Origin of the sequence: Bradyrhizobium sp. (assembly GCF_017881085.1) — a bacterium.
Classification (GTDB): Bacteria; Pseudomonadota; Alphaproteobacteria; order Rhizobiales; family Xanthobacteraceae; genus Bradyrhizobium.
The window spans coordinates 1-26,066 of record NZ_JADGRI010000012.1; the positions used below are offsets into that span (position 1 = coordinate 1).

At 62.7% G+C, this 26,066-nt stretch carries 21 protein-coding genes; 9 read left to right on the top strand and 12 right to left on the bottom strand.

Annotated features, from left to right (window positions below; translation table 11 throughout):
* Positions 1-81: 81 nt before the first annotated feature.
* Complete coding sequence (locus QZ213_RS02420; protein ID WP_291684450.1) at positions 82-1,308, bottom strand: site-specific integrase; 1,227 nt, start codon at positions 1,306-1,308, stop codon at positions 82-84.
* Between the two features lie 203 nt (positions 1,309-1,511).
* Complete coding sequence (locus QZ213_RS02425) at positions 1,512-1,979, bottom strand: BA14K family protein (RefSeq protein WP_291684451.1); 468 nt, start codon at positions 1,977-1,979, stop codon at positions 1,512-1,514.
* A 282-nt stretch (positions 1,980-2,261) separates the two neighbouring features.
* On the opposite strand from QZ213_RS02425, the gene QZ213_RS02430 reads away from it, so the two are divergent.
* Positions 2,262-2,672 carry an NADH:ubiquinone oxidoreductase subunit NDUFA12 gene (locus QZ213_RS02430; protein WP_291684452.1) on the top strand — a complete coding sequence of 137 codons (411 nt, stop codon included), beginning with the start codon at positions 2,262-2,264 and terminating at the stop codon, positions 2,670-2,672.
* Between the two features lie 430 nt (positions 2,673-3,102).
* Here QZ213_RS02430 and QZ213_RS02435 read toward each other — a convergent pair whose 3' ends face one another.
* On the bottom strand, positions 3,103-3,807 hold the full coding sequence (locus tag QZ213_RS02435; protein WP_291684453.1) for a DJ-1/PfpI family protein: 705 nt from the start codon (positions 3,805-3,807) through the stop codon (positions 3,103-3,105).
* Positions 3,808-4,039: 232 nt separating this feature from the next.
* Here QZ213_RS02435 and QZ213_RS02440 point away from each other — a divergent pair, with 232 nt between their 5' ends.
* Positions 4,040-4,978, top strand: a complete 939-nt coding sequence (locus QZ213_RS02440; RefSeq protein ID WP_291684454.1) for a GlxA family transcriptional regulator — start codon at positions 4,040-4,042, stop codon at positions 4,976-4,978.
* 30 nt (positions 4,979-5,008) lie between these two features.
* On the opposite strand, the gene QZ213_RS02445 is transcribed toward QZ213_RS02440, so the two are convergent.
* Positions 5,009-7,036 (bottom strand): TonB-dependent receptor, encoded by a 2,028-nt coding sequence (locus QZ213_RS02445; protein ID WP_291684455.1) that lies wholly within the window; start codon positions 7,034-7,036, stop codon positions 5,009-5,011.
* Between the two features lie 606 nt (positions 7,037-7,642).
* Between QZ213_RS02445 and QZ213_RS02450 the strand changes: the two genes are divergently transcribed.
* Positions 7,643-10,279 (top strand): spermidine synthase, encoded by a 2,637-nt coding sequence (locus QZ213_RS02450; protein ID WP_291684456.1) that lies wholly within the window; start codon positions 7,643-7,645, stop codon positions 10,277-10,279.
* Positions 10,280-10,325: 46 nt separating this feature from the next.
* On the opposite strand, the gene QZ213_RS02455 is transcribed toward QZ213_RS02450, so the two are convergent.
* The 3 genes from QZ213_RS02455 to QZ213_RS02465 all read right to left on the bottom strand — a co-directional run bounded on the left by QZ213_RS02455 (position 10,326) and on the right by QZ213_RS02465 (position 13,561).
* The gene (locus tag QZ213_RS02455; RefSeq protein ID WP_291684457.1) at positions 10,326-10,949 is read right to left on the bottom strand and encodes a 2OG-Fe(II) oxygenase family protein; all 624 of its coding nucleotides are present in this window, start codon (positions 10,947-10,949) and stop codon (positions 10,326-10,328) included.
* A 159-nt stretch (positions 10,950-11,108) separates the two neighbouring features.
* The gene (locus QZ213_RS02460) at positions 11,109-11,450 is read right to left on the bottom strand and encodes a hypothetical protein (RefSeq protein WP_291684458.1); all 342 of its coding nucleotides are present in this window, start codon (positions 11,448-11,450) and stop codon (positions 11,109-11,111) included.
* A gap of 116 nt (positions 11,451-11,566) precedes the next feature.
* The gene (locus tag QZ213_RS02465; RefSeq protein WP_291684459.1) at positions 11,567-13,561 is read right to left on the bottom strand and encodes a hypothetical protein; all 1,995 of its coding nucleotides are present in this window, start codon (positions 13,559-13,561) and stop codon (positions 11,567-11,569) included.
* A gap of 297 nt (positions 13,562-13,858) precedes the next feature.
* On the opposite strand from QZ213_RS02465, the gene QZ213_RS02470 reads away from it, so the two are divergent.
* The 4 genes from QZ213_RS02470 to QZ213_RS02485 all read left to right on the top strand — a co-directional run bounded on the left by QZ213_RS02470 (position 13,859) and on the right by QZ213_RS02485 (position 17,002).
* On the top strand, positions 13,859-14,770 hold the full coding sequence (locus tag QZ213_RS02470; RefSeq protein WP_291684460.1) for a peptidylprolyl isomerase: 912 nt from the start codon (positions 13,859-13,861) through the stop codon (positions 14,768-14,770).
* A gap of 5 nt (positions 14,771-14,775) precedes the next feature.
* Positions 14,776-15,747 (top strand): HupE/UreJ family protein, encoded by a 972-nt coding sequence (locus tag QZ213_RS02475; RefSeq protein WP_291684461.1) that lies wholly within the window; start codon positions 14,776-14,778, stop codon positions 15,745-15,747.
* A 68-nt stretch (positions 15,748-15,815) separates the two neighbouring features.
* On the top strand, positions 15,816-16,385 hold the full coding sequence (locus QZ213_RS02480) for a HupE/UreJ family protein (protein WP_291684462.1): 570 nt from the start codon (positions 15,816-15,818) through the stop codon (positions 16,383-16,385).
* 35 nt (positions 16,386-16,420) lie between these two features.
* A complete protein-coding gene (locus QZ213_RS02485) occupies positions 16,421-17,002 on the top strand; it encodes a HupE/UreJ family protein (RefSeq protein WP_291684463.1) in 582 nt (193 codons plus the stop codon).
* A gap of 193 nt (positions 17,003-17,195) precedes the next feature.
* Here QZ213_RS02485 and QZ213_RS02490 read toward each other — a convergent pair whose 3' ends face one another.
* Entirely contained in the window at positions 17,196-18,200 is a 1,005-nt protein-coding gene (locus tag QZ213_RS02490; protein WP_291684464.1) for a Na+-dependent transporter, read from the bottom strand.
* Positions 18,201-18,464: 264 nt separating this feature from the next.
* On the opposite strand from QZ213_RS02490, the gene QZ213_RS02495 reads away from it, so the two are divergent.
* Complete coding sequence (locus QZ213_RS02495) at positions 18,465-20,087, top strand: alkaline phosphatase family protein (protein WP_291684465.1); 1,623 nt, start codon at positions 18,465-18,467, stop codon at positions 20,085-20,087.
* Between the two features lie 160 nt (positions 20,088-20,247).
* On the opposite strand, the gene QZ213_RS02500 is transcribed toward QZ213_RS02495, so the two are convergent.
* Positions 20,248-20,544, bottom strand: a complete 297-nt coding sequence (locus QZ213_RS02500; protein ID WP_291684466.1) for a hypothetical protein — start codon at positions 20,542-20,544, stop codon at positions 20,248-20,250.
* Positions 20,545-20,719: 175 nt separating this feature from the next.
* On the opposite strand from QZ213_RS02500, the gene QZ213_RS02505 reads away from it, so the two are divergent.
* Positions 20,720-21,154 carry a hypothetical protein gene (locus QZ213_RS02505; RefSeq protein ID WP_291684467.1) on the top strand — a complete coding sequence of 145 codons (435 nt, stop codon included), beginning with the start codon at positions 20,720-20,722 and terminating at the stop codon, positions 21,152-21,154.
* Between the two features lie 643 nt (positions 21,155-21,797).
* Here QZ213_RS02505 and QZ213_RS27140 read toward each other — a convergent pair.
* From QZ213_RS27140 to QZ213_RS02520, 3 genes are all read right to left on the bottom strand, one after another.
* Entirely contained in the window at positions 21,798-22,133 is a 336-nt protein-coding gene (locus QZ213_RS27140; RefSeq protein WP_365884955.1) for a hypothetical protein, read from the bottom strand.
* 465 nt (positions 22,134-22,598) lie between these two features.
* Positions 22,599-24,494, bottom strand: coding sequence for an alkaline phosphatase family protein (locus tag QZ213_RS02515; protein WP_291684468.1), 1,896 nt, complete (start codon positions 24,492-24,494; stop codon positions 22,599-22,601).
* A 310-nt stretch (positions 24,495-24,804) separates the two neighbouring features.
* Positions 24,805-25,752, bottom strand: a complete 948-nt coding sequence (locus tag QZ213_RS02520; RefSeq protein WP_291684469.1) for an alpha/beta hydrolase — start codon at positions 25,750-25,752, stop codon at positions 24,805-24,807.
* Positions 25,753-26,066: the final 314 nt, after the last annotated feature.

The following is a 26,066-nucleotide window of genomic DNA, read 5'->3' on the forward strand; positions in this document are numbered from 1 at the left end:
ACGGGTCCAGCTCTTCCAGGATGATTTCGGGTGGCTTGCGCTTGGGAGCCTTACGTTTTGGTGGTGTCTTGGGCTTCGCCATTACAAACCATCCTTTTGGGCAGTCTTCTTGTTGGGTAGTTCGACAACCTTGCCGCGCTCACGCAATCCATCGAGATGACCGGCGTACCATTGCATCAGGGCAACGCGCTCAGGCCAGCGCTCGGCTCTGTTGTAGGCGCGGCGCACCTTGTTGCGTTCGCGATGCGCCAAGCACAGCTCGATCACGTCGCTCGATTGTCCGCTTTCGTTGGCGAGCGTCGAGAACATCGCTCTAAACCCGTGCGCGACCATCTCGTTTTGACCGAAGCCCATTTCGCGCAGCGCATAATTGAACTGGTTCGGTGCGATTGACTGGCCGCGCTTTCGCGGCGACGCGAGCAGATGTTTTTTGCTGCCTGTGATCACTCGAAGCTCGTCCAGCACGGCGAGTGCCTGCCGTGACAACGGAACGCGATGCGCCGTCCGCATTTTTGTCTTGTCGGCGGGGATCGACCAGACGCCGTTTTCGATCTCCGACCATTCAGCCGACAATAATTCTCCGGGACGGACGGCGGTCAGGCTGAGGAGCTTCAGCGCCAGCCGCATCAGCGGTCGGGGAAATTCATCGATCGCCCGCATCAGTTGGCCGATCTCGGTGGGCTCGACGATAGCGGGTCGAGGCTCGCTGCCGGCGCTGGTCAGCGCGCCGCGCAAATCTGCCGCAGGATCGCGCTTGCATGCGCCGGTCGCAATGCCGAATCTGAAGACGCTTGATGCAACCGCTCGCATCCGAACGGCAGCTTCATGGTTGCCTTGCGCTTCTATCCGGCGCAGCACGTCGAGTATTTCTGGAGGCTCGATTTCCGTCAGCTGCTTGTCGCCGATGGCTGCGTTGAGAATGCCCAACAACCATCGTGCGCGCTTGATGGTGCTGTTTGATCGCCCCTGTTTGACTAGCTTGCGCTCGACCCATTCGGTACCAGCGGCGTCGAAAGTGTTCGCCAGAGCCGCGACAGCAGCTTGTTTCTCGGCCTTGACGACCTTGCCGGGGTCGATGCCCTGCCGGAGCTGGGCCTTGGCGGCTTCACGGCGGGCGCGGGCGTCGGCCAGGCTGACTTCGGGGTAAGCTCCGAAGCTTAATGTCTTTTGCTTCCCCGCGAACCGGTAGGCGAGTTTCCAGAGCCTGCTGCCGGTCGGGGCGACCAGCAGATGCAGGCCGCCGCTGTCGGACACCTTGATGGGGGAGGGGCTCGGTTTGATGCGCTTGATGGCCAGGTCGGTGAGCACGGCGATCCCCTTTGGAATGGTCCGACGTCTCGATCCCAAAAGACCAACAATCGACCAACAAATTGGTCCGGCTTGGGACGAAACACGGCGAAACGTGGCACAACACCACGTTTACCGAGTTCCGTCACCAGTGCAAGGTGTAGTTCAATTATTTCAGTAGTTTACTTGCTGTCCGACCCCTAGTTAAGCCTGCAAACCGGGGGTTACGGGCAGGGGTGCCGGTAGCCGTCGTAACCCAGATAGGTGCCCGACCTCGGATCGTAGGAACGATAGGTCTGCATGCAGTAGCCCACCGCATCGTCGCCGCCGGGCGCGACCACGACGGGGGCGTCGTAGTACTGATCGTCGTAATATCCCGGCGCATAATAGCCCGGCCCGCCATAATAGCCGTAAGGCCCCGACGCGATGGCGCCGCCGATGATCGCCCCGGCCACCGCGCCGGGGAAGAAGCCGCCGCCGCCGCCGTGACGAAAGCCGCCGCCGCCATGCCATCCGCCGCCACCGCCGCCGCTGAAACGCGGGCCGCCGCCCACGTGGCCGCCGCCACCTCCGATGCGAACACCGCCGCCGCCGGCGATCGGGTGACTTTGCGCAAAACTCGCGGTCGGCGCGGTCATCGCCAAAACCAGGGCCATTGCGGCCGTGGTACTCAAAACCTTCATACTAATCATTGTCGGCTCCATCTGCGGGACACGGCTCAACCACTTCACGGGCCGGCTGTTCCCGAGCCTCGCACCCATTCGTGCGCTGGCCTGCGAACCTGTCAGTCCGCAACTGTACGCGGAATGAACGGATTGCGCCGATTCCGCGACGGCCACGCCAAAAGCCCAGGGCTTGCATCTCCGATGGGCTCCCATCCCCCGATCGATGGGCTGAAAGCGGCGACTTTGCTGGACAATTCGGCCTGCCGGTGGCATCAGACGGCTCAGCTGTCCTCGAACCGGCCAGGCCTCATGAAACAGTTTTTTCTCAAGCTATTCACCTGGTGGAACAGCGAGACCTTCGGCACCCAATTGTGGACCTGGCGGTTCGGTGAACTGGTCGGCACCGACGAGCAGGGCAACCGCTATTACCGCACCGCGGGGCGCAAGATCGATCCGACGCTCGGCTTCGAGCGGCGCTGGGTGATCTACAACGGCGTGGCCGAGGCCTCGCGCATCCCGCCGGACTGGCATGGCTGGATGCACCACACCGTCGACGTCGCGCCGACCGAAGAGAGCTACACCCCGCGCGAATGGCAAAAGCCGCATGTCCCCAATATGACCGGGACAGCCCAGGCCTACCGTCCGTCCGGCTCGACGCTGGCGAGCGGCCGCCGTCCGAAGGCGACCGGCGACTACCAGCCCTGGACGCCGGGAAGCTGAACTAAATCCCAACCACCGTCATTCCGGGGCGCGCGTCAGCGCGAACCTCAGATGTGCAATTGCACATCGGGGAATCTCGCGAGATAATTTCTGGATTCGAGGTTCGCACTTCGTGCGCCCCGGAATGACGAATTGGACGCCTGTGAATAACGGGATCAGCGGGGACATCTGTCGCCGCGTCCTTGAGGTTCGGACGCGGCCGTGGCTCAATCAATCATCTTACGGAGATGGGAGACCATCGCGTCGGTTCGGGCAACAGATCGCGACTGCCCCGATATGCAGCGGCTACCGATCAGGATGTGGCTGGGAGATAGGCCCCCGGCGTTGAAATCCTGAGATCGCCCGTCAATGTGGAGCTGCCGTAAGACAGGAAAGGCCGTCTGGGAAACCAGGCGGCCTTTTTCTGTCGAAAGCATTCTATCGAACGCGGTCATCCGGCTGGAACGCCGCTCCCCAACCGCGCGGCGGCGCGATGGATTGCCTCGGCGCGGCGCGCCTGCGCGGGCGCGATCTTCTCTTGCATCAGCGCGAGGATTTCCGGCGGCGCGGTGTCCGGCGAACCCGAATTGAACGGCGGCGCCGGATCATATTCGAGCCTGAGCTGGATCGCCTCCGCGGTCTTGCGGTCCACCATGATCGACACCAGGGTCAGCGCGAAATCGATGCCCGCGGTGACGCCGCCGCCGGTGACGCGGTTACGGTCGATACAGACGCGGGTCCTGGTCGGCGTCGCGCCGAAGGCTTGCAGAAAATCCATCGCCGTCCAGTGCGTCGCCGCGCGGTAACCCCTGAGCAGGCCGGCCGCGCCCAGCACCAGCGATCCCGTGCAGACCGAGGTGATATATTTCGCGCCCGCGGCCTGCCGGCGCAGGAAGTCCAGCATGTCGGCGTCATTGATCATGTCGTCGGTGCCGACGCCGCCGGGCACGCAGATCACGTCCAGCTGCGGGCAATCCGCGAACGTCGTGGTGGGCGTCAGCGTCAGCACGGAGTCGCTGGCGACCGGCTCGATGCACTTCCAGATCAGATGCAGCTTCGCACCGGGCACGCTGGAAAACACCTGCACCGGCCCCGTGAGGTCGAGCTGGGTAACCCTCGGAAATATCACAAGACCGATCTGAAGCGGCACGGACATGACTAGGCCTTTCGAAGTTGTTCGAGATGCGGGGCACTCGTCATTGCCGGGCTTGACCCGGCAATCGCTCTCCTTCGCGAGACCTCTTTCGAAGAGCGATGGGTGCCCGGATCAAGTCCGGGCATGACGACCGGATGGGTGGACGTCGATCCTGCACTTGACACTGATATCCTGCCATGATCGGCTCCTGTCCTAAATGCCATTTTTCCCTCATTTCAGGACATAGCCAACAATGATCGGCGTGCTGGTGTTTCCCGATTTCCAGTTGCTGGATGCCGCCGGCCCGATTTCGGTGTTCGAGATCGCCGCGCGCTGTGCAGGTCTGCCGCCATCGATCAAGGTTTTGGCCGAGACCCCGGGTCCGGTGCGCAGCTCCTCCGGCGTGGAAATATCAGCGCGAGGGCTCAAGTCCGCAGGCTCCATCACGACGCTGATCGTCGCGGGCGGCGAGGGCGTTGACGCGGCGGCGAAATCCAGGAAAACGCTGGCGTTCGTGCGGGCGATGCCAGGACGTGGCGTGCGCGTCGCCAGCGTCTGCTCCGGCGCCTGCATGCTCGCCGAAGCCGGCCTGCTCGATGGCCGCCGCGCCACTACCCATTGGCGGCGCACCCGGCAATTTCTTTCCGCCTATCCCAGGGTGAAGTGGGAGCCCGACCGGATTTTTGTTCGCGACGGCGATATCTGGAGTTCGGCCGGGATCACCGCCGGCATCGATCTTTCGCTTGCCATGGTGACGGAGGATTTCGGCGAGCAGATCGCGCGCGAGACCGCGCGCCAGCTCGTGCTCTATCACCACCGCAGCGGCGGGCAGTCGCAATTCTCGTCGCTTCTGGAATTGAAGGCCCCCTCTGGACGTTTCGGCACGCTCCTGACCTGGGCGCGCGAACATCTCGATGCGCCGCTGACGGTGGAGGATCTCGCCGAGCGGGCCGGCATGAGTTCGCGGCATTTTACCCGCGCGTTCATTGCCGAGACCGGCACCACGCCGTCGAAGGCGGTGGAGCGGCTGCGGATCGAGGTGGCGCGGCAGCGGGTGCAATCCTCCAGCGAGGCGATCGAGCGCGTCGCGCAACAAACCGGCTTCCGCGATCCGGAACGGATGCGCCGCGCCTTCATCCGCGCCTTCGGCCAGCCGCCGCAATCGCTGCGCCGCGCGGCGCGGGCGAGTTGAGGATCGTTCAAGGTTCGGCGAACGACCTGACTAGAAGGTTCCGGCGACCGTGACTCTGACCGCAAGCGGTTCGGCCGGATGCACGACGTAATCCATGACGCCGTTCCGACATACCGCGGCCGGCGCGGTCTGCGCCGGGTAGCAGAGGCTGTACAGGCTGTCGGTCTTGATCAGCGAACCGTAGGCGTAGGAAATCTGATTGGTCCTGGTGTTGAGCAGATTGAGCACGTCGAGCTGAATCCGCCAGCCATTGTCGGTGCGATAGCCCACACGCCCATTGACGAGGCTGACGGGCTGCGAGCGGAATGCATTGTCTTCGGTCAGTGGGCTCGACGCCAGATAACGCCAGCGCAGCGCGCCGAACCAGCCGGTCTTTTCGCCGAGCGTGATGCCTGCCGACGCAACCATCGGCGGCGCATTGGGAATGTAGTTGCCCGGCGCGTTGCCGATTTGTGCCAGCGGATATCCCGCCAGCGATGCGTAGAGCGCGGCCTGATCGCCGTCGTCTCCGACGAAGCGGGCGTGCGTGAGCGCCAGATCCGCGTCGAGTTCAAGCCACGGCGTCGGGCGATAGGCGTTGGTCCATTCCACCCCGTAGCGTCGGCTCGCTCTGCTCGCCGAGGTGTCGCCGGCATCGCCGCTGAAGACGATCTCGGACGCCTGGTCAAGGATGAACAGGCTCACCGAGGAGTCGAGGCCGGGGACCAGTTTACTGCGGACGCCCACCTCGGCTCCCTTTGTCCGCACCAGCAACGGCGAGGCGGCCAGTTTCGTGGCCGGATCGGTGGGCGACTCGGTGATCGCAGTGCCGCGCGCGTCATTGCTGTGCATGCCCATGCCCGCGCCGAGGAAGAATTCCGTCTTGTAGAACGGACCGATGACCATAGTGAATTTCGGGCTGCCGATCGCCGCGCTGGATTTTCCGGAGTTGTTGGCGTCGAAGAACGAGATGACGCTGGCGTCATAATAATCGCCGCGCCAGCCCAGGCTGGTCCTCAGCCAGTCGGTCCAATGCAGCGTGCTCTGGGCGTAGACGCCGATGCTGGCCTCTCCCACCTTGTCGCTGCGCACGTTGGACAGGAAGCTTCGCTGATAGGTATCGGTGAGCCCCAGATTGATGGCGTCGTAGCGGGTCTGAATACCAAAGGTGGTTTCCATCGGCCGGCCGGCCAAAGATCCATTGAGGGTTCGCGATGCATTGGCGCCGGCCATGATGCGGTCGTCACGCTGGTGAAACTGGTCGCCGAGAACGGGATCGGCGAGAAAGTAGGTAAAGTTGTTGAACAGATCGAGCGTGCTCTTGACCGCAAACGCATTGGCTTTCCAGGATCCGGCATCATCGGTACCCGCGACCCGCGCCGACAGCGCGAAGCGATCGGTGTTGCCGCCATCGGTCGGGTCTTCCGCGCCGTAAAGCCCGAGCTGACCCGACGAGATCGCGCGCAGCGGGATCTGATCGGTCGAATTCCACCTATTGGAATAGGCCATGCCGGTGATGGAAAAGCCGTCCAGCGCCGTTCCCTGCGTGTAGCGCACCAGACTGTTCAGCTTGCGCGTGTCGTCGGGGTTGTCCCACGGTCCATTATAGGTCCCGGCCTCGCCGGCAACCAGCAGCGTTCCGTCGCCGACCTTGCTCGAGCCCATGCCGAAGAGACGCTTGTAGCCGAAGCTGCCGGCGGTGGCTTGGGCAATGCTCTTGTCGGTGCGGTCGATCAGCCCGATGTGAAGATTGCCCGCTGAGCTGAAGTCTCCCTCATCTGCGAAATAGGGTCCCTTTCGCACATCCAGCGTATTGATCGTTTCCGGCATCAGCCAGTTCAGATCCGCATAGCCCTGGCCGTGCGCATGGGTGCGCATGTTGACCGGCACGTCGTCGACCCAGATCGCCATGTCGGTGCCGTGATCGAGATTATAGCCGCGGAGAAAATACTGGTTGGCTTTGCCTTCGCCGCTGTGCTGCGTCACGATCAGGCCGGGCACGGCCTCGAGAATTTCACCGGGGCGCGCAACCGGCCGCGCGTTGAGCGCTTCGCCGGTAATTGCGATCTGGCTGGCCATGTTTGGTTGGCCGACCGGTCCTGACCCGACATTGGGGACGCCGGACACAGTCTCAACCGGCCTGGTCGCAGGATTGGACTCCGGCCGCTGTCGAGCCGCGCGCACGGCGCTCCGTACATTGCGCTTGGTCAGCTGACGCTTCGGCGATTGCCGAGGTTGCTCGACGGTGATGGCTGGCAGTGTTGACGAAGCAAGTTCGGCCGGCTCCGCCATGGATGGGGTTTGGGCCGCCAGTGTCTGTGTCAGTGCGGGCATCAGCCCCAATCCGACGACCAATCTCAGTAAACCACGCGACACGCCGCTGCACCGATAAGAGTAGACCGCAACATTGACTGCCACAGGGACGCTGTCGCGTGAAGTTGATATATCCATCTAGACCAATAGCGTCGTCGATTTGTGACTTCGATCTTGAATGCAGCCATTCAGGAATGCGACTGTTAAATCATCGTCATAAATTGTGAGAAAATCTGACACAGAGCGACTGTTCTGATGCGCTCCGATCGCACTTTACCGTCGATGTCGGACTTGCACTGCAGCCCTCATACAGACATGAGATAGAAGCGCTGCCAGCAACACCTGCGCGCTTGCTTGTAACTCGAGTCTGGGATGACGACGATGCAATCCGATCCGGACAGTGGCGCGATGGCCTCGGAAGGCAGGTTCGCGGCAGCGGTTCAGATCGATGGAGCGCCGGCGGCACGGTATCGTCAGCGCTTCGGTTGGGCGCTGATACCAATCGTCACCGCGTCCGGCTTCGCCGGTCTCGGCTACGAGATCGTGTGGACGCGCCAGTTGAGCCTCGCGCTCGGGACCGAAATGATGGCGGTGCTGGGCGCGGTCGCCGGATTTTTCGGCGGGCTTGCGATTGGTGCCTTTGCGCTCGATGGCCCAATCCGGCGCGCGCGATCACCGCGAACCGTGTACGCGGCGCTCGAGGCCGTGATCGGGCTCTGGGGCGTCGTGAACGTCTGGCTCCTGCCGATTGCGGGCCGGGCCCTGGCGCCGCTGCTCGGCACCGAGCCTGCGCCGGCCCTGCTTTGGGCCGCCAGCTTTGCGCTGCCGACACTGGTCCTGCTTCCCGCCACGGTGGCGATGGGAGGGACCTTGACCGTGCTCGAGCGAATGATGAGGGAAGCTCGCGGCGATGCCCGCGTCAGCGCCGGCGTCTACGGCGCGAACACCGCCGGCGCCGTGGCCGGCACCCTGGTTTCCACATTCGTACTGATTCCAGCGTTTGGACTTTCCGGAACGCTGGTTTGCCTCGCCGGCGTGAACGTCCTGTGCGCGTTGGGCACGCTCGCGCTGGGACGGGATTCCGATCGGACGATGGCGGCCGCCGACGAAGCGCGGCCAGGAACCATTGGCGAACTGCGGCTCATAATCACCTTGTTTGCCACCGGGCTGCTCGGAATCGGATTCGAGGTTCTCGTGGTCAGGCTTGCAGCGCAGGTGATGCAAGACACGGTCTATACTTTCGCAGGCCTGCTGGCGGCCTACTTGCTCGGCACCTCGGCGGGAGGCCTCATCTGGCAGCGAGCCGGCCGCCACACCCGGGATGGCCATCTCGGATGGCTGCTCGCCGCGACAGCTCTCGCTTGCCTGACGACGGCATGTCTGGCGCCCTACATTGCCCGCATCGCCGAGACTGCGGTCGAGGCAGGCATCGTCGGAGAATTGGCTGTCGCGATGGCGTTGTTCCTGATGCCGTCGACGGCGATGGGGGCGCTGTTTGGCCTCCTGGCGCAACGCGTGCGCGACCAGCGCGGATCGCTGGGATGGGCTGTCGGCATCAACAGCATCGGAGCCTCGATGGCCCCGCTGCTGACGGCGCAATTCCTGATTCCGGCCTTTGGCGCCTGGTTGGCGCTCATTCCCATCGCATTGGGATACCTGCTCCTGCTTCCGTTTCGCCGGGCAGCGCTGGTCTGGGCGGCGGCACCGGCGATCCTAGCGCTGGCGTTGTGGGTACGCCCCACACCCTCTTTGATCAGAGTGCCTCCGGGCGGCGGGCTGCTTGCGGTCCGTGAAGGGCCGATGGTGACGGCGAGCGTGGTCGATGACGCGTCGGGGGCCCGGTATCTCGAGGTCAACGGCCGCTTCCGCATGGGCGGGACGAGTTCGGTCCGCTCCGACTATCGGCAGGCGATGCTGCCGTTATTGCTGCATCCGGCGCCGCATCGGGCCTTATTCCTGGGCATCGGCACCGGTGCCACTGTGGTCGGCGGATCGCAGATGCCGGGAGTAACAGTCCGTGGCGTGGAGCTGTCGCGGGAGGTCGTCGAGTTGCTTCCGTGGTTCGCCAGTCCCGCAACCGCCCGCCCGGCACCCCGGCTGGCCGTCGCGGACGCCCGCCGATTCGTCGCCGCGGACAGCGATCAGTACGACGTGATCGTCGCCGATCTGTTTCATCCCGCGCTGGATGGCAGCGGCTCGCTTTATACGGTCGAGCATTTCGAGGCCGTGAAAAAACGACTGTCCCCCGGTGGCGTGTTTTGCCAGTGGCTGCCTCTGTATCAGCTCGACCTGCCGTCACTTCGCGCGATCGTCCGGGCGTTTCTCGAGGTCTACCCCGAGGGCTCGGCCTGGCTCAACCACTATAGCGTTCGTACGCCGATGCTTGCCCTCATCGGTCCGCGGGACGGCAGCAATCTCGATCTCGCCGCGCTCGCCGCGCAACTCCGCGACCCGGCCGTCAGTTCTGTCGTGCGCCCGCTGGGGTTCGAGGCGCCAATCGACCTGCTTGGACAATATCTGGGGGGTCCCCGCGCCCTTTCCGCATTCGCCGGCGAAGGCCCGCGCAACACCGACGATTATCCGTTTGTGACGTTCGATGCGCGTCGAAATGTCAGTGCGCTGACGGCGCCGCCCTGGTCCCTGTTGCTCGCCGTCACCCGCGCAATGCGGCCGGACCCGGCCGAGCTACTGGCTGCGCCGCAGCGCGACGCGCTGGGCGATCGGTTGGGCGCCTATTGGCAAGCGCGCAACCGATTTCTCGAGGCGGGCGCGGCGTTGCCGGGCGATCCGCGCGGCAGCGCCCTGATCGGAGCGGCATCCCCGGGTCTGCTGGACGCCATTCGCCTCAGCTCCGAGTTCGATCCCGCCTATGGACCTTTGATCGGCATGGCGAAATCACTGATGGCGTCCGACCGGGCCGGGGCCGCGCGCCTGCTGCGCGAGATCAACGATGCGGCGCCGTCGCGCGGCGAAGCACGGGAGCTGCTCGCGCGCGAATTTGGCCAATGACGAGAGGCAGCCTTGGCAATCAAAACCTTGGCAATCAAAGCCTGGCTCAAGGCGCAAAGTTGATGCGGTAGCCCCAACAATCCAGACTGTCGGGAATGGCGTTGAAGGCGATGGTGATCCGCTGCTCGCCCTGGTTTTTCGGTACTTCGTGATAGAGGTAGCTCGGAAACAGCACGAGATCTCCGGGCTCCGCCTCGGGCAATACATACTTGCCCGCATTGAACGGGCCGATCGCGGCGCTGCGCGTATGATGGCGAAAGGAAAAATCGTTGCCGCCGGGCGGGCGCACAAAAACCGTCCTGCAGGCCGGATGGGAGGGCGTCAGGTAGAGAATGCCGGAGATAAAGCTATTGGCGTGCGAATGCAGCGCCTGACTGCCGCCCTTCTCGAGCATATTGGTCCACATCTCCTTGACGGTCCAGCGCAGCCTTTCGCCGAACAACAGAACTCCGAAATCCACGAGTTTCGGCACCGCCAGTTCGGCGATGCTCTGAAACAGATTATTTTCCAGGGGATTGGCGACCTGCGTGTGGAAAAGCGCGTCCGATCGCAGATTGGTCTCGACGTGGGCGTCGCGGATCGAGGCGACGGCGGCCTCGTTCAATTCCGGAGGAAGCAGCGCCGGCGAGCGCATCATAGGGATCGGGAAAAGCGCCTCGATCTGGTCCATGTTTCGATATCCGCTCTCGATGTTCCGGCTTGTTCGCGCGTCGCGAAATGACGGCGCGAGGGTCGGCGACATTAGCACGGGGCAAAATTCAGAAATATGACACCCGCGCCGATTGACCGCCTTATGCGATCAGGGGCGTCCGCTGGCGGCAAACCTTCACTACCGTCCCGAATTCTCGTCGGGCCGAAGAACTTTCAACGCTTCGCCCGGACGCAAGACATGGCGGTGTTCCCTGACTTCATCGGTCGCACGCTCGGCCATTTCCAGGCAATCGTCGAATTCGCCGTTGCCGGCTTCGACCATGGCCTGATGCAGATCGCGCTCGGCAAAATAACGGGACGGATCATCTGCCGGCAACGCCGCCGCCAGCGCGCGTGCCTGCTCCACCGCCGCTTCGCAGTCCTCACGGGTAGGCTCGACCGAGGCGGCGCGGCTTGACGTCGCGGCACCCCACGCAAGGCCGGCGAGAACACATACGGCTAGCTGATTGGTTCGACCCAAGATGCATCCGCCCGATACGAACATAGCCCAAACGCGCGGCCACACGGTGTCCCCCGAAGAAAAGGTTGTGGCGGGGCTTTGCCGCCCCGCCACACATTCTTCGATCGATCCAGGTCTCAGTCCCGATCGCGGCCGTCGTGATCGTGATCATTATCGGCGCGACGAGAGAGTTTCTGCGCGAGTTCCCGGTTGGTCTCGACAAGAAGTTTCGGCGATCCTTCCGGCCGAATGAAGATCGGATTCGCATAGAACCAGACGTTCGAATAGGCCTGAACGTCGAAGGTCACTTTCTTGACGCCGTTGACCGTCTGGAGATGCGCCGGGCAAGCGGGGTCCGTGCAGCTTACCTGGGCGTTATTGACGTCGAGCAGTGGGCTACCGGCAGTATCGGTCACGTTCGGGGTCGCGACCGGAATGTTGGTTCCGCGCGCGCGGACATAGAACGGTGTCCTGCCCGCGGTGAACGAGGTCGTGAACCGGAACCGGGTCGAGCCGTCCCGTAACTTCCTGCTTTCCATGCTGGAGGAACGGATCTGCTGCGCAATCGTGGTCGTGGGGTTGTACACGATCGCCGCCCCCGCAACGCCGGCGGCGTTCGGGACTGCATAGTTCGGTCTGCTCGGGTCGACCACGCCGGTGATCTGGCCGGTGATCAGGTCGACGTGGTCGAGCGACGGCTTGTTCAGCGGCTGCGTGATCCCAACTTGCTGCAACAGCGGATTGTTGAAGCCGTAGGGGCTGTTGTTCTCGGCCGGGACGGTCATCTCCATCTCGATCGTGACCTTTTCGCCGGGCTTTACGACCAGCGTTTCGCCCATCGTCTTCCAGTCATCGCCACGTGTCTTGGCCCGGAAAACCATGTCCGGACCGATGATGTCGGCGTTGACGGAATAGGAGTTGCCTGAACGCATACCGTCGATGATCGACTGCGCGCGGAAATGCTCGGTGTTCGGAACGTAGAGCTTGGTGTACTCGCCGGGAATGAAGTCGGACGTCGTGAAGGAATCTCGCGCACCGGCCGCGCCGCGATTGTGCCAGTCGGAACTCACGTAGATGAAGAAATTGCGGCCTTCGCCAAGCAAGCCGTCCCACAGGCCGCCGACCTTCGCGGTGTAGATACCGCTAAGACCATAGGTGCCGCCACCGACGGCGTTGGTCGAGTAGGAACCCGAGCCGCCTGTGACCGAGCCCTGGGCCATATGACCCGGCGACTCGATGCCGAACGCAACCGTCGGGCCGGCATTGTTGAAGTCGCGGAAATGCTCGATGTTGTAACCGTTCGAGCCGTTCGGATTGAACGGTCCCGCACGCTCGGTATGGGTGGGAATGACATAGGATTGCAGCGGGTATTTTGTCTGCAACCAGGTGACGCCTGCAACCGCCTTTTGATGGCCGGCCGTACCGCTGTTGTTGACGGTGTCCTTGCCGGGCCAGATCGGGTTGCTACTGCCGTCGAGGGGGCCGATCGCGTCGTTATCGGCGCGGTCGAAGCGGTACTCGTATTCGGCCATCTTGTCGGCGTTGCCCGGGCCGCGAGGATCGCGCGGGTTCTGGCCGGCGATCACCGCAACGTCGGTGTGTTCGTGGCCGGGAACGATCCATTCCAGGCCTTCGACCAGCACCTTGTTATAAAGCGGCGTGCGGTTGACGATGATGGGATATTCGACTTCCTTGATCGACTGCCAGCGCCACATCTGCGCGCCAGTGCCCGTGCCGTTCGGCGTGCCCTTCAGGCTGGCGATCGTGATGCCATTGATGGTCTGGCCGAGCGTCTGACTCCAGGTATGTGTGGTGTCGCCCGGAAGGTTGGCGCTGGTGTCGCTGAAGCGGCAGTCGCGGTTGCCCGAACCGCCATGGTTGCCCAGCGTGAACCAGTCGAGGTCGAAATTGGTGCCGCCGCTGGCGGCGACGCCCTTCGCGACCGAGCGATCGATCGCGTAGCCCGCCGAAACGGATCCGTCGGTGCAGGTATTGTGGTTGTGCATGTCGCCGGCGACATAGGGGTTGGCCCTGTGCCGATCGTCTCCACGATCGTCGGCGGTGGCTGTTTGCGTCAAGGCCAACGAGACCGAAGCCGCCGTCAGCAGGATTTTCTTAGCAGACATAACCATGTAGTCGCCCCATTTTAAGTAAGATTTCGATTGAGATGTTCGACGCAAACCAAAAAAAGAGACCAACACCGCATGCGCGATGCGCGGATTTCTCCATGACGCGACAAAATCAGAACTCGGAGACAATTAGGTGAAGGTTTTATTTTGGAGCCCGGGCCATCGACAAAAAAATTCGCAGTCAACGAAAATTGTTTTTCCAATTTTTTTGATCAGGTGCTCGATTGTCGAGTGACAGACCGAGTGCCGCGTTGCATAACCCTGCCGCACGTCGCGTGCTGTGAGGATTGTGAAAGTTTTATGTCAACGCCAGCGATGCCAAACGCCACACGCACCTTTGGGATACCTGCCACCGTTTCCCCCGACCACAACGCAAATCCAGCGGACCCCACGACGCGGCCCTCCGTGCTTTCCGTCTCTGCCGCGGCGCGCGCTCTGTTGCGAGAGCCCCTGCTGCACTTCATGGTGCTCGGGGCGCTGATCTTCGGCATCGATGCCGCTCTGCATCCGCAGCAGAAAGACGACAGAGTCGTCGTCGTGACCAAGGCGATGCGCCAATCCTTCATTGACAATTTTGACGAGGACAAATCGCGCGTCCCCTCCGATGACGAACTGGCAAAAATGATCGAGAGCTGGGTCGCGAGCGAGATTCTGTATCGTGAGGGCAAGGCGCTCGGCGTCGATCGGGGCGACGACATGATCCGCGATCGCGTCGCCTTCAAACTGCAACTGCTGATCTTCGATCAGATCCACGTGGCGCGGCCGACGGAAGACCAGTTGCGCGCGTGGTTTGCGAGCAATCATGCGCGGTTCGACGAACAGGAGAGGGTGGGGTTCTACCTGACACCGCCGACCGATCAGATAACGGCGCAGCGGCAACTCGAAGACATTCAGGGGCAACACGAGTCCGAGGAGTTGCAGAAGCAGACGCGCGCCATCCTCGGACGTCCGGTCGCGAGCCTTGCCGCATCTTTCGGGGAAGGCTTCCGCGATGGACTTCTGGCGATGCCACAGGGGCAATGGAACATCTTGCAGTCAAAGGATGGCTGGCACGTCGTTCGCCTCGATTCCCGGCGCCCGGGGGCGCTCGCCATTTTCGAGAACGTTCGCGACGAGGTAGCCAGGATCTGGCAAACGGAAGAAACGCGCAAGCAGGCATGGGAAGCGGTTAGCCGTCTGAAGGCCAACTATAAAGTGCGGTACGAGCAGTGACCACGATGCGATATTGGCGTGTGACGCTGCTGGTTCTCGCCGCGCTCATCCTGCCGCGCCAGCTTGACGCGCATGAAGCCACGCTGGGCGTGCTCGAATTCCGCGAGGTCCGGCCCGGCGCATTCGTCGGTCGATGGACCATGGAGCCCTCGATCGGAGCCGCGCGCGTCGATCTGCGGGTGCCGCCCCACTGTTTCCTTCGGCTGCCGGAGATGAATTGCGGCGAGAAGGGACTGGTCGGCCCGATCACGATCACCAATCTCGGCGCCGACATGTCGGCGGTGCTGATCAAGGTCATTCCGATCGGGGGCGAACCACGCAGCTATACGATCTCGAGTGCGAACCCGGTTGTTTCGCTGCTCGGCACAAGCGACCCGACCCTGCAAACCTGGGTCGAACTGGCCAGAACCTATGTGAATTACGGGATCGACCACATCCTGCTGGGCGCCGACCATCTCTTGTTCGTGCTGGGTTTGATCTGGATCGTCGGCGGCGGGTGGCGGCTGGTCAAGACGATCACGGCCTTCACGGTCGGACACAGCGCCTCGCTCGCCGCCGCGGCCTTCGGGTTGATCGGCGTGCCGGAACGGCCGCTCAACGCCTGCATCGCGCTGAGTATCGTGTTCGTCGGCGTCGAAATTGTGAAACAGCAGCGCGGCGAAGCGGGGCTTACCGCGCGCTATCCCTGGGCCGTCGCATTCACCTTCGGACTGGTTCACGGCATTGGCTTCGCGAGCGCGTTGGCGGGACTGGGGCTCGAACGCCGGCTGCTGCCGGCTGCGCTGCTTTTCTTCAACGTCGGCGTGGAGATCGGGCAGCTCGCCTTTGTGCTGCTGGTGCTAGCCCTGATCTGGGCGCATCGGCGCCTCGACGCTGTCTTGCCGCGCTGGGGTGATGCTCTCCCGGCTTACGCGATCGGCTCGGTGTCCATGTTCTGGTTCTTCGGCCGTCTGTTGCGCGTACTCGCAGCCACATGACGGGGAACGGTCGCACGATGTCCTCCCGGGTTGTCTCGAGCCGTGCCGTGCCGGGTCTCCTGGTTGCGATGGCAGCGCTCGTGCTGGCGCAACCGGCGTTCGCGCATGAGCAGGTGGCTGTAGGCGGCGGTCTCGTCCGCGGGCTGTTGCATCCGCTGACCGGGATGGACCACCTGATTGCCATGGTGGCGGTTGGTATCTGGGGGGCGCAGCTCGGGGCGCCTGCAATCTGGGTGCTGCCGATCACATTTCCGATGGTCATGGCGGTCGGCGGCGTCCTCGGGGTGCTGCGAATTCCTCTGCCGGTACCGGAGGTGGTGATCGCGCTTTCGGCCCTGGTTCTCGGGGCCGCCGTCGCCATGCGCCTGCGTTTGCCGTTTGCCGCCGCCGCCGTCGTCGTCGCGGTGTTTGCGGTCTTTCACGGCCACGCACATGGGGCCGAGCTTCCAGGCTCCGCCAACCCGCTCGCCTATGGTGTCGGCTTTGTCGTCGCCACCGGCCTGCTCCATTTGTGCGGCATCATGATCGGCACGTTGACGCGCTGGCCCGCCGGAGAGCGATTGATTCAGGGGCTCGGCGTGGTGATCGCTGCGCTCGGCTGCTATTTCCTCGCGCAAAGTCTGGGAGCCGCCGCATGAATTTCAGGCTCGCACGTGTCTGGATTGCCGCCGCGATGCTGTTCGCCCGGGTGGAAGCGGCGGATGCGCACATCATCGCTGCGCGCCTCGGCGACTTTTATACGGGCGCATTGCATCCGTTGACCGACCTCCAGGATCTCATTCTGTGGGCTGCGATGGGTGTGCTGGCGGGCTCGCTCGGAGCTGCAAAAGGACGCTGGCTGGTGCTGGTGTTCCCGCTGGGGCTGTTGGCCGGGCTGGTTCTGGGTCGTGTTTTTGGCGTCGTCTCGGCAGGGCCGGCGGCGGACGCCGGGATGATTCTTGTGCTGGGTTTGCTGCTGGCGGCCGCCGCACGCGTTCCAGCGACGCTGCTCTGCGCGATCGCTTTCGGATTGGCGTTGATGCGCGGAGCGGCGAATGCAGGCGATCTCGGGCCTGAGACCGATCGATTGCTGTTCGCGGCAGGATTGGCCTGCGCCGGATACGCCGCAATCACGCTCACCATGGCCCTGACGCTTACGTTCAGACGGCTGGACGGCGGCCCCGCGGTGGCATGGCGGGGAATCGCGATCCGCGCGGTCGGCGGTTGGATCGCCGCAATCGGGCTCATGATGATGGGATTTGCTCTCGCTACGTGAGTGGTGCCGACGAGGACGATCTCCGCAGCGTTGGCACCGGGTGCCGGCGCAGGCCTTTGCCCGCAGGTCGCCGGCGCGCAATTCCGGCAGCTGATCGTTCGCGGAGGCTGCCCGACGCCGCGCGAAATGGCATGATCGCCCTCACGGCTTCGGGAACGACCGAACGCCGGATTTGCCGGCAGTGATCGCGCCTTTACGCGTCGAAGGGTTGGGCGGCGGCGGACGAAGCCTTGCTCGCGCTCAGGCGCCCGACCAGCGGTTTGAGCAGTTGCGGCGACAGATAGATCGGGAACTGCGACAGCGCGAAATACAGCCACGTCGTCCCCGGCAACACGCCGTCGGTCGCGGCTACCATCAGACCCATGTTGCGCTGGGAGACCATCAGGCCGAGCGCCAGCGCGCGCTCACGGCCGATGGTTCGGAAAATCAGCGTGGTGACGCCGACCAAAGCGAAGAACACCGCAAAGGCAAGCATCGTCAATTCGACGGTCTTGACCGGATTAGCCCAGAACCCGCCGACCACGTTGCCCATCACGGCGGCGACGAACACGAACAGGACCAGGATGTTGAAGCCGTCGATGGGGGCCTTGTGGCGTGCGATGGCGGCCGCGCCCACGCTCCGGCGGATCGCGCCCGCCACCAATAGCGATCCCGCTAGGATCGCGACCAGCTTCAGCCCGAGCCCGAGCGGCGACAGCGTCAGCGCGGTACCGAAGAAAACATAGGCGAACAACGGCGCCGTGATCGGGACCAGCGCCGTGCTGGTGACCAGCGTAATCAGCGCCAGCGTCGAGTCCAAGCCCATCACCGCGGCCAGCGCCGGCGCCGCCATCATCGGCGAAGCCACCGCCTGAAGCATCAGCGCCAGGAAGAGATCCGGCGAACGCATATCGAGCCCGGCCACGAGACAGCTTCCTCCTGAAATCAAGGGCACGCCGAGCATGGTCCATGCCGTCGCCGCGACAACGATGCCCGGCCGCCGCAGATAAGCGCGCAACGCGCCGATGTCGACGCGCATGAAGGAGATGCAGAGCAGGAGAAAGATCGCTTCGGTGACGAAGGGTCTTAGCAGGTCGCCGACCGGCGGCACCGCGACGCCGATGAACACCAGCGCGGCGATCGCGCGGGTGCCCTGGCCGCCGAGCCACGCCAGCGCCCGCACTGGAATCGCCACGGCACTTTGCAAACTGGGGAGCATTTGGCTTTCGGATGGAGCGAGGCGGTCGAAGTAGGCGAAACGGCGTTGCCGAGCATGCGACAATCGCTGCGGGGTAGAAAGTAACATCAAGTTACCTTGTATTTCGGGGCGGGACCCGCAGACGTGGGTTACCGACTACTCGCCTCCTGCAGTAGGGACGGTATGCACATGTTTAAACGGAGCGTCATTCGGCAGTCATCGTGGTTTCCTATCGTTCCGTTTTGAGCCGCCGCAAATTCAGAGTTCGGCGGCGACCAAAAATCGTTGCAGACCGCCACCGCATATCCGCATTTGGAAAGGCTGACCATGACACTTGCAAATAGGCCTAAGACGGCCCTCGCGATCGCTTGCGCCTCGGCCCTGGCCCTGGTCGCCCCGTCGCACGCGCGGGCCGACGACGACAAAGGCGAGGGCATCAAGCATGTCCTGCTACTCAGCGTGGACGGCATGCATGAAGTGGACTTGCAGCGCTACGTCAAATACCACCCGACATCCGCCTTCGCCAGGCTGATTACGCACGGCGTACATTTCACCAATGCGCATAGCTCCCGGCCGTCGGACTCTTTCCCTGGTTTGTTGGCATTCATGACCGGCGGCTCGCCGCTGTCGCATGGCGTGTTCTATGACGACAGCTACGACCGTACGCTGTTCGCGCCCAACAGCAACTGCCAGGGCAAGCCCGGGACCGAAACCAATTTCGCCGAGAACCTCGATTACGACCTGACCAAGCTCGATGGCGGCGGTCCTGCCGGTTCCAACCATATCGACCCCGCGCAATTGCCGATGCGCAAGGTCGGCGGCAAGTGCGAGGTGGTGTATCCGCACCAGTTCCTCAAGACCAACACGATCATGGAGGTCATCCATGCTGCCGGCAAGCGCACGGCGTGGTCGGACAAGCACCCGGCTTACGAGATCATCAGCGGACCTTCCGGCAAGGGCCTCGACGAGCTTTACGCGCCCGAGATCAATTCGACGACCGTGCCGGGACACCCCGGCGCCGATTGGACCACCGATCCGAGCTTCACGCGTGCTTACGACGGGCTGAAAGTCGCGGCGGTGATCAACTGGATCAAGGGCCTCGACCATACGGGGACGAAAAAGGTCGGCGTACCCGCGATCTTCGGCATGAACTTCCAGGCCGTCAGCGTCGGCGAGAAAGTCACGGCTGACGGCTACCTGGATGCCCTGGCCACGCCCAGCACCCAACTCGAGCTGTCGCTCGACTTCGTGGACGCCTCGCTCGGCCAGATGCTGCAGGCGCTGGACGACCGGCATCTCACGGACAGCACCCTGGTGATCGTCGGCGCGAAGCACGGTCAGTCACCGATCGACGTGACCAAATTGCACATGCTGGTCGGCAGCACCAACCCGAAGCTGGTTGCCGGACAGGCCGACGTCACCGATCCCGTTGACCTGCTGACCGCGGCCGGCGTGGCCGTGGCACAGGAGACCGCCGACGACGTGGCGCTGATCTGGCTGGCGGATCAAAGCCAGTTGTCCAAGGCCGTGGCCGCGCTGGAGTCAGACAGCAAGAACGGCAATCACGCGCGGATCGAGAAGATCTACGCCGGCGAGCGACTGGAGGATCAGTTTGGCGACCCGGCGCTGGGACGCACGCCGGATATCATTATCCAGCCGATCGCCGGCACGATCTACAGCAAGAGCAAGGCCAAGATCGCCGAGCACGGCGGCTTCGCGGAGGACGACACGCATGTGCTGCTCGTCGTCTCCAACCCGAAGCTTCACGGGGTTGTTAGCGACAGGGTCGAGAACAAGCAGGTAGCACCGTCGATCCTGAAGGCGCTGGGCCTGGAGCCCGAGCAGCTCGAAGCGGTGCGCGGCGAAGAACACACTCGCGGGCTGCCGGACCTTCGCCTGGAAGACTGACGGTCCACGATACCCTTCGCGCCGGGCGGGGCGCGGAGAGCCAAGGGGTGACCGGCTTCGGTCACCCCTTTTTGCATTTATGGTGGCCTCGCCTCGGTCCGGCGAGGCGATTGAATATTTTCCCTGTTCACGGCGGTGAATGAGATTGATCCCTCGGGCCTCACTCGATGTCCGATTTGAATCCGTCTTGTGCCTGACCGCAGAGCCACGCCAGCGCACGCCCATAACCTCCGCGTGGGACGCGTGACAATATAGACACAGTTTTTTTCCTCCTGCGGAGGAATAGATGTTTTAGATCGCGCTCGCCGCTGGTTGATGCGTAGTCTGCAAAAGCCCGGGGCCCGAGCTTTTTAAATTTATCTATTTTGAGCCCGGTGGGCCGCCGGACATACTTCCGGCGGCCCTTATAATTGCTTTCGCCGAAACGCTCTCTCGTCGTTTCGAGTTTTTTTCTCATCTCGACACTCAGGATATTTCGCGAAATCCGCTGCTGCGTTACTCGGAGGGGCGGCGAGTGTATCCGCGCGGATACACCTAGAAAGATCCGTGGACGCCCGGAGACAAAGTCACCTGACGTTAGCGCAAAAAGGCCGTAGCCTGCACCAAGGCTCGACGCAACAGGAACGGCAGCGATGACGGATCATCTATCGACGACGACGTTTGATCGTCCGGCGGTGCCCATCGCAAAGCTGAAGCGGACCACTGACGACACGGAGATGCATCGGGTGCTTAACGCCGAGCGCGACGGAATGCGCGAGATGCTGGAGCGCGTAGCCGTGCATCGCGAAACCGATCCTGATGCGGCGACCGATCCGCGCTGCGCTGAAGCCACGCGCAGTGTCCGGCATCTCGCCGCGACGATGACCGACGTGCCCGATGATCTCCTGTTCCATATCGCCGCGATCAATCGGATGACCGGCGGCCTACTGTCCGCGCTGATCGCGGCGCGGCTGTGCGGCATCGGCTTCGAGATCAAGCCCTATGCTTCGGCGACCGCGTTATATCGCGGCTTCATCGACCTCGCTGAGGAAGCCGCCGTCCGCGTGAGACGCCAGCGGCTCAACTGATCGCGCCGCAATTTGTGATGTTCGGCTCCTGCAGATCGCAGCGTCAACTATGAACGAGTTGGAAAAGGCAATAACCCTTAGCGGCAATGTCGCGACCGACATCTGAATGGAGTTGTGATTTCCCTTTAGGCATAAGCACCCAATCCTTGCGCTTTAGATGAGCCGGTAGACCCGCGCTCGGCAGCGTCGCTAGGCGCAGCGTACGGTCGGTCGTTCCTCGATACACATCGTAATCGTTCTTGCTGGTCATAGATTGACGATAGCAGTGACGCTGTTCCTCGCAATCGCATGTGGGATTTAACCTTACCCTGTCGGGCTCAAGGTGGGGCGATTGCGCCGTCGTCAGCGCGTGAATTAACTATTCCGTATTTTAGCACGCCGCTCGCGGCCGTCGCGGGTGTAGCATTGCCGCATCTGACGGGGAATGATGTTGCAGAGATCGACGCCGAGGTCAGGGCGGTGCTGAGGTCGCGACATTGATTGTTGCTCAATGCGCGGTGCGAAAGGGGTCGTAAATGCTGGTGCTACCGAACTGGAGGCCCATACTGCTAATCGGGCTTACACTGTTCTTTTACTAGAACGATAAAGCCGCGAGCCAAACGCCAGAGGACAATCCTATTTAGCACGGGTCCCCGAGCGCGGTTCAGAACGTTGCTTGGGTTGAGGTTGCAACGAGCGTTCCGCTGCCCCGCATGACGCCGATCCGGGCGAACATCGTCGGACCGCCAAGCTCGGCAACAAGAGGCAGCGCTTCCATCGCAGCCTGCCACTCGTGGGCGTCATGGTCAGCTTTCGGCAGTTTTGTGATGTAAAGCTCGGTGTCGCGCAGGGTGACCGGCTTGCGCCCGCTGGGCAGCTCAATTGGATCGAAAAATCGTTGATCCCAAGACAACCTCAACTCCAAAAGCCAAGGCTTCAAAACTGGCAGACGAGGCAAAAGGGCAGACGCTTGAAAATCCCAATAGTTGATTTGGGTCAATTTGATTTGGTTCTCCCCGTTAGAAGGTTGGTGAAGCTGAAATCAGGCGAGGACCTTCCTGATGATCCTTCATAAGAAAATTCTCGAATGGCAGGCGGCTCACCCAAACATCACATGGATTGGATGGGGTATTGTTTGGGCGATTGTTCTGGTGCTGCTGTTTTGGCCGTCAAGGACTTTGAGGTGACCAGCTTGCGCCCGCCCGGCAGCGTGATCGGATCGAAGAAGCGTTGATCCCAAGACACAAAACGCGAATGCAGGTGTTAAACGATGACGATGTTGTCTGGTAGACCTTCGCCGACCGCCGGCGCGGTGCCGGTGCGGCCACGCGCCATCACCACGCATGAATAGCCGCGACGCAACCCGCAATAATTTGGGGCCGGCAGTCGACCTGCCGGCCCCAATCTCGTTGGGCTTATCGCGTCGACCGACTAGCTGGAATGCCGGTCGCTGTCCCGATCGTGATCAATGCCGGTCGCCGTCGCGCTCGTGATCGTGGCCGTGATCCCTGTCGAAATCGAACATATCGAACAGGTCTCCGATCGCCGGCATGTTGACGGGAACATAGGCATTGTCATCGTCGGTGCGCGGGTTGGGCAGGTTATCACGGCTGCGCGCGCTGAGCTTGCCGAGATGCCAGTTACGCTCGACGAACTTCACGAAGGACGAATGTTCATTGTAGACGTGGCTGATGTGACCGCCCCGTGAGAACGGCGAGACCGCGATCATCGGAATGCGCGGCCCGGTGCCGAAGAAATCGACCGGCTGGATGAAGCCGGAGTCATAGTATCCGCCCCCTTCGTCCACGGTGACGAAAATCGCCGTGCTTTCCCACAGCTCTTTGTTGCCCTGGGCAAGCTCGACGATGTTCTTGGAGAATTCCTCGAACAGATTGAACTTCGACGATGCCGGATGGCCGTCCATGGCACCATCGGGCTTGACGTAGGACACCGCCGGCAACGTGCCGTTCTTGAGATCGTTGAAGAGATCGGTGACGTCACGCATGTGGTCGGCGCGCATCGCCGGATAGTTCACCTGATATTCGAACGGGTTGCAGATGTTGCAATAGATTCCGTCGAGCGGAGCGCCGGTCCCGGAAACATTGTAGCTGCCGCCATAATACTTCCACGGAATGTGCTTGGCGCTCAGGAGGTCGCCGATGCTGGTCATGGTGACCGGCGGAATCGCACCGGCCGGGCTTGGCGTGCCTTGCGGCGTCCAGGCCGGGTTGACGTTCACGGCGTTGTAATAAGCGCCGGGATCGCATTTGGTCTGCACGGGGTAGGGCAGCTTGTCGAGGTAGTCGAGGATCGGCTTGATCCCGTGCTGGTTCTGGTCCGAGCAATTGAACCACTGCTTCCGCGTCGTGTACTGGTTGAGCGTATTGGGCAGCGGATCGGGGTTGTAGATGCTGCTGGCCGGCGGCGTCACAGGGTGGCCCTTGCCGTCGCTGAAAAACACCTGATCGGCGAAGCCCAGCGGAACGCTGTCGGGCCCGGTCCCGCCCATGACAGGCTGATGATAGTTGTCGCTCATGGTGTAGTGGTCGGCGAGGAATTTCAGATAGGGCACGTCGTTCTGCTGCATGTTGAAGAACGCCATGGTCTGGCCGGTATCGTGCGGCGTGCCGCCGGGCGCGGTCGAATAGGTCGTCGTGACGAACGATTGCAGATCGTGCAGGCAGCCGGTCGGATTGCGCCTGGAGACGTGCTCCTTGTCGATCGCGCAATCCATCTGCTGATACATTTGGAAGAACTGGTGGATGGTGTCGGCGGTATAGGCGTCGTAGGGCATGGTCGGGCCGGTCATTTGGAATGGCCCGGGCGGCAGGTTGCTGACGTTGGTGATGCGGGTGTCGGGGCCGAGGCTGACTGGCAGACCCGTGCCGCCGGTGCCGAACAGGAACTGGTCGGCGGGGGGAAGGCCTGGATCGCCGCCCGGGATGCCGAGAATGGGGGCACCTGTCGGGTTTTTTACGCCGCCGAGGTCAGGCGCGGGCAGCGTTGAATACAATGATTTCTTGGCGGATGGCGCGCTGATGAAGAAGCTTGCGCCGTTCGGCGCCGACGTGACCTGAAACTGATGCGCCCGGTCGAAGTTCTCGCCAGGCGAGCCGTCGGCCTTGACGACGTGTTCGGACAAGAGGTTCAGCACCCGCTCGTCACGCGACTTCGGCGTATAGGTGGCAAACAGGTGGTCGAAACTGCGGTTTTCGCCGACGATAATGATGACATGCTTGATCGGCGATGAGGTCTTGATCTGCGTAATCGCGTCCTCTGCGCGTACACCTGGCGAAAGCGAGAGCGCAGCCAGAGATACGCCGAGCAGGCCAAGCCTGCGCGGAAGCGCTGTTTTCAGCATATTGTTCTCCTGTTGGATCAAAGAAATAACGACAACAGGAGCGTTCATATTCTGCGAGGATGACGGGCATTTACCGATTGCGTGACACAACCAGAAACATTCGCAGCTCGAGATCGCGCCGACCGACAGACTGGCGGCATGATGAGTGCCTCGCCGAATCCGCGCCGCTGATGATCCCGTCAATTCGAGTCGGATGGGCGCGACAGAAGGTGCGCACGAGTCCGCTTCCGGTTCATTCGCCACCGGCTCGAGCCGGCAGCAAGTCCGGCCACGTTCGCGATGTTTTGAAAGCGGAAATGGATTCAGAGCATTAGTTCAGCGCCTTGAGCCAGGCGCCGATTTCGCTGGCGGCGACATTGGCCTGCTGCAACAGCTTGCCCATGGTGAAGAAGCCGTGGAATTGGCCGGGAAAATGCCGCCAGGTCACGGCGACGCCGGCTTGCTTCAGCCGGCGGGCGTATTCGTCGCCTTCGTCGCGCAAGGGATCGGCGCCCGCGGTCAGCACATAGGCCGGCGGCAGGCCGATCAGCGTCGTGGCGCGCGCCGGCGAGGCGCGCCAGTCGTGCACGTCGGCGGCGCCGTTGAGATAATGATCGCGGAACCATTTGATCACCGTATGCGTCAGCAGGACGCTGGTCTCCGGCTCAGCATGCGAGGGATGCGTCATCGCAAAATCGATCGCCGGATAGATCAGCACTTGTCCCGATATCGCAGGACCGTTGCCGTCACGCGCGGCAATCGCCACCACGGCGGCGAGGTTGCCGCCGGCGCTGTCGCCGCCGACCGACAGGCGCTCCGCGTCGATACCAAGCTTGCCGGCATTGTCCGCGATCCACTTCGTGGCGGCGATGGCATCGTCGACGGCCGCGGGGAATTTGTGCTCGGGCGCGAGCCGGTAGTCGACCGAAATCACGATGAGCTGACCTTCGTCGGCGAGTTTGCGGCATACCACGTCATGCGAATCGAGATCGCCGATCACCCAGCCGCCGCCGTGAAAGAACACCAGGCACGGCGCGAGGCCGCCCGCCAGCCTCGGTGTCTTCGGGGTGTAGACGCGCGCCGGAATCGATCCGTGCGGGGCGGGGATCGAAAGCGGTGCCACTGATTTCAGTTCGGGCGGCTCCGGATTGGTGACGGGCCGACCGGCCAGATAGAATTCGCGGGCCTCCTGCGGCGTCAGCGTCTCGTAAGGCGGGCGTCCGGCTTCCTGAAACGCCTTGAAGACGGCAGCGGCATCGGGATCGAGGGTCACGGGCATGGTGGGAAGAACCTTCTGATATTATTGATTCTGTCATTCCGGGATGCGCGAAGCGCAGGCCCGGAATCTCGAGATTCCGGGTTCGACGCTTTCGCGTCACCTCCAGATGAATTCGATCGGGCATTGGGCAGGGGTTTCCTCCGGACTTGTCCGGTTGGTCCGGATTTTTGGGGTTCGGCGGGGGCGCGCGAACGTTGATCGGGGCGACTATTTCATCTGGAGCGCGGCCTGACTAGTCGTCCGGGCAGGGCAAAAGCCGCCCTTTCCCCGCCGTATTCGCCGTGTTAACCGGGGCCCCTGCGAGCGGCGGATAA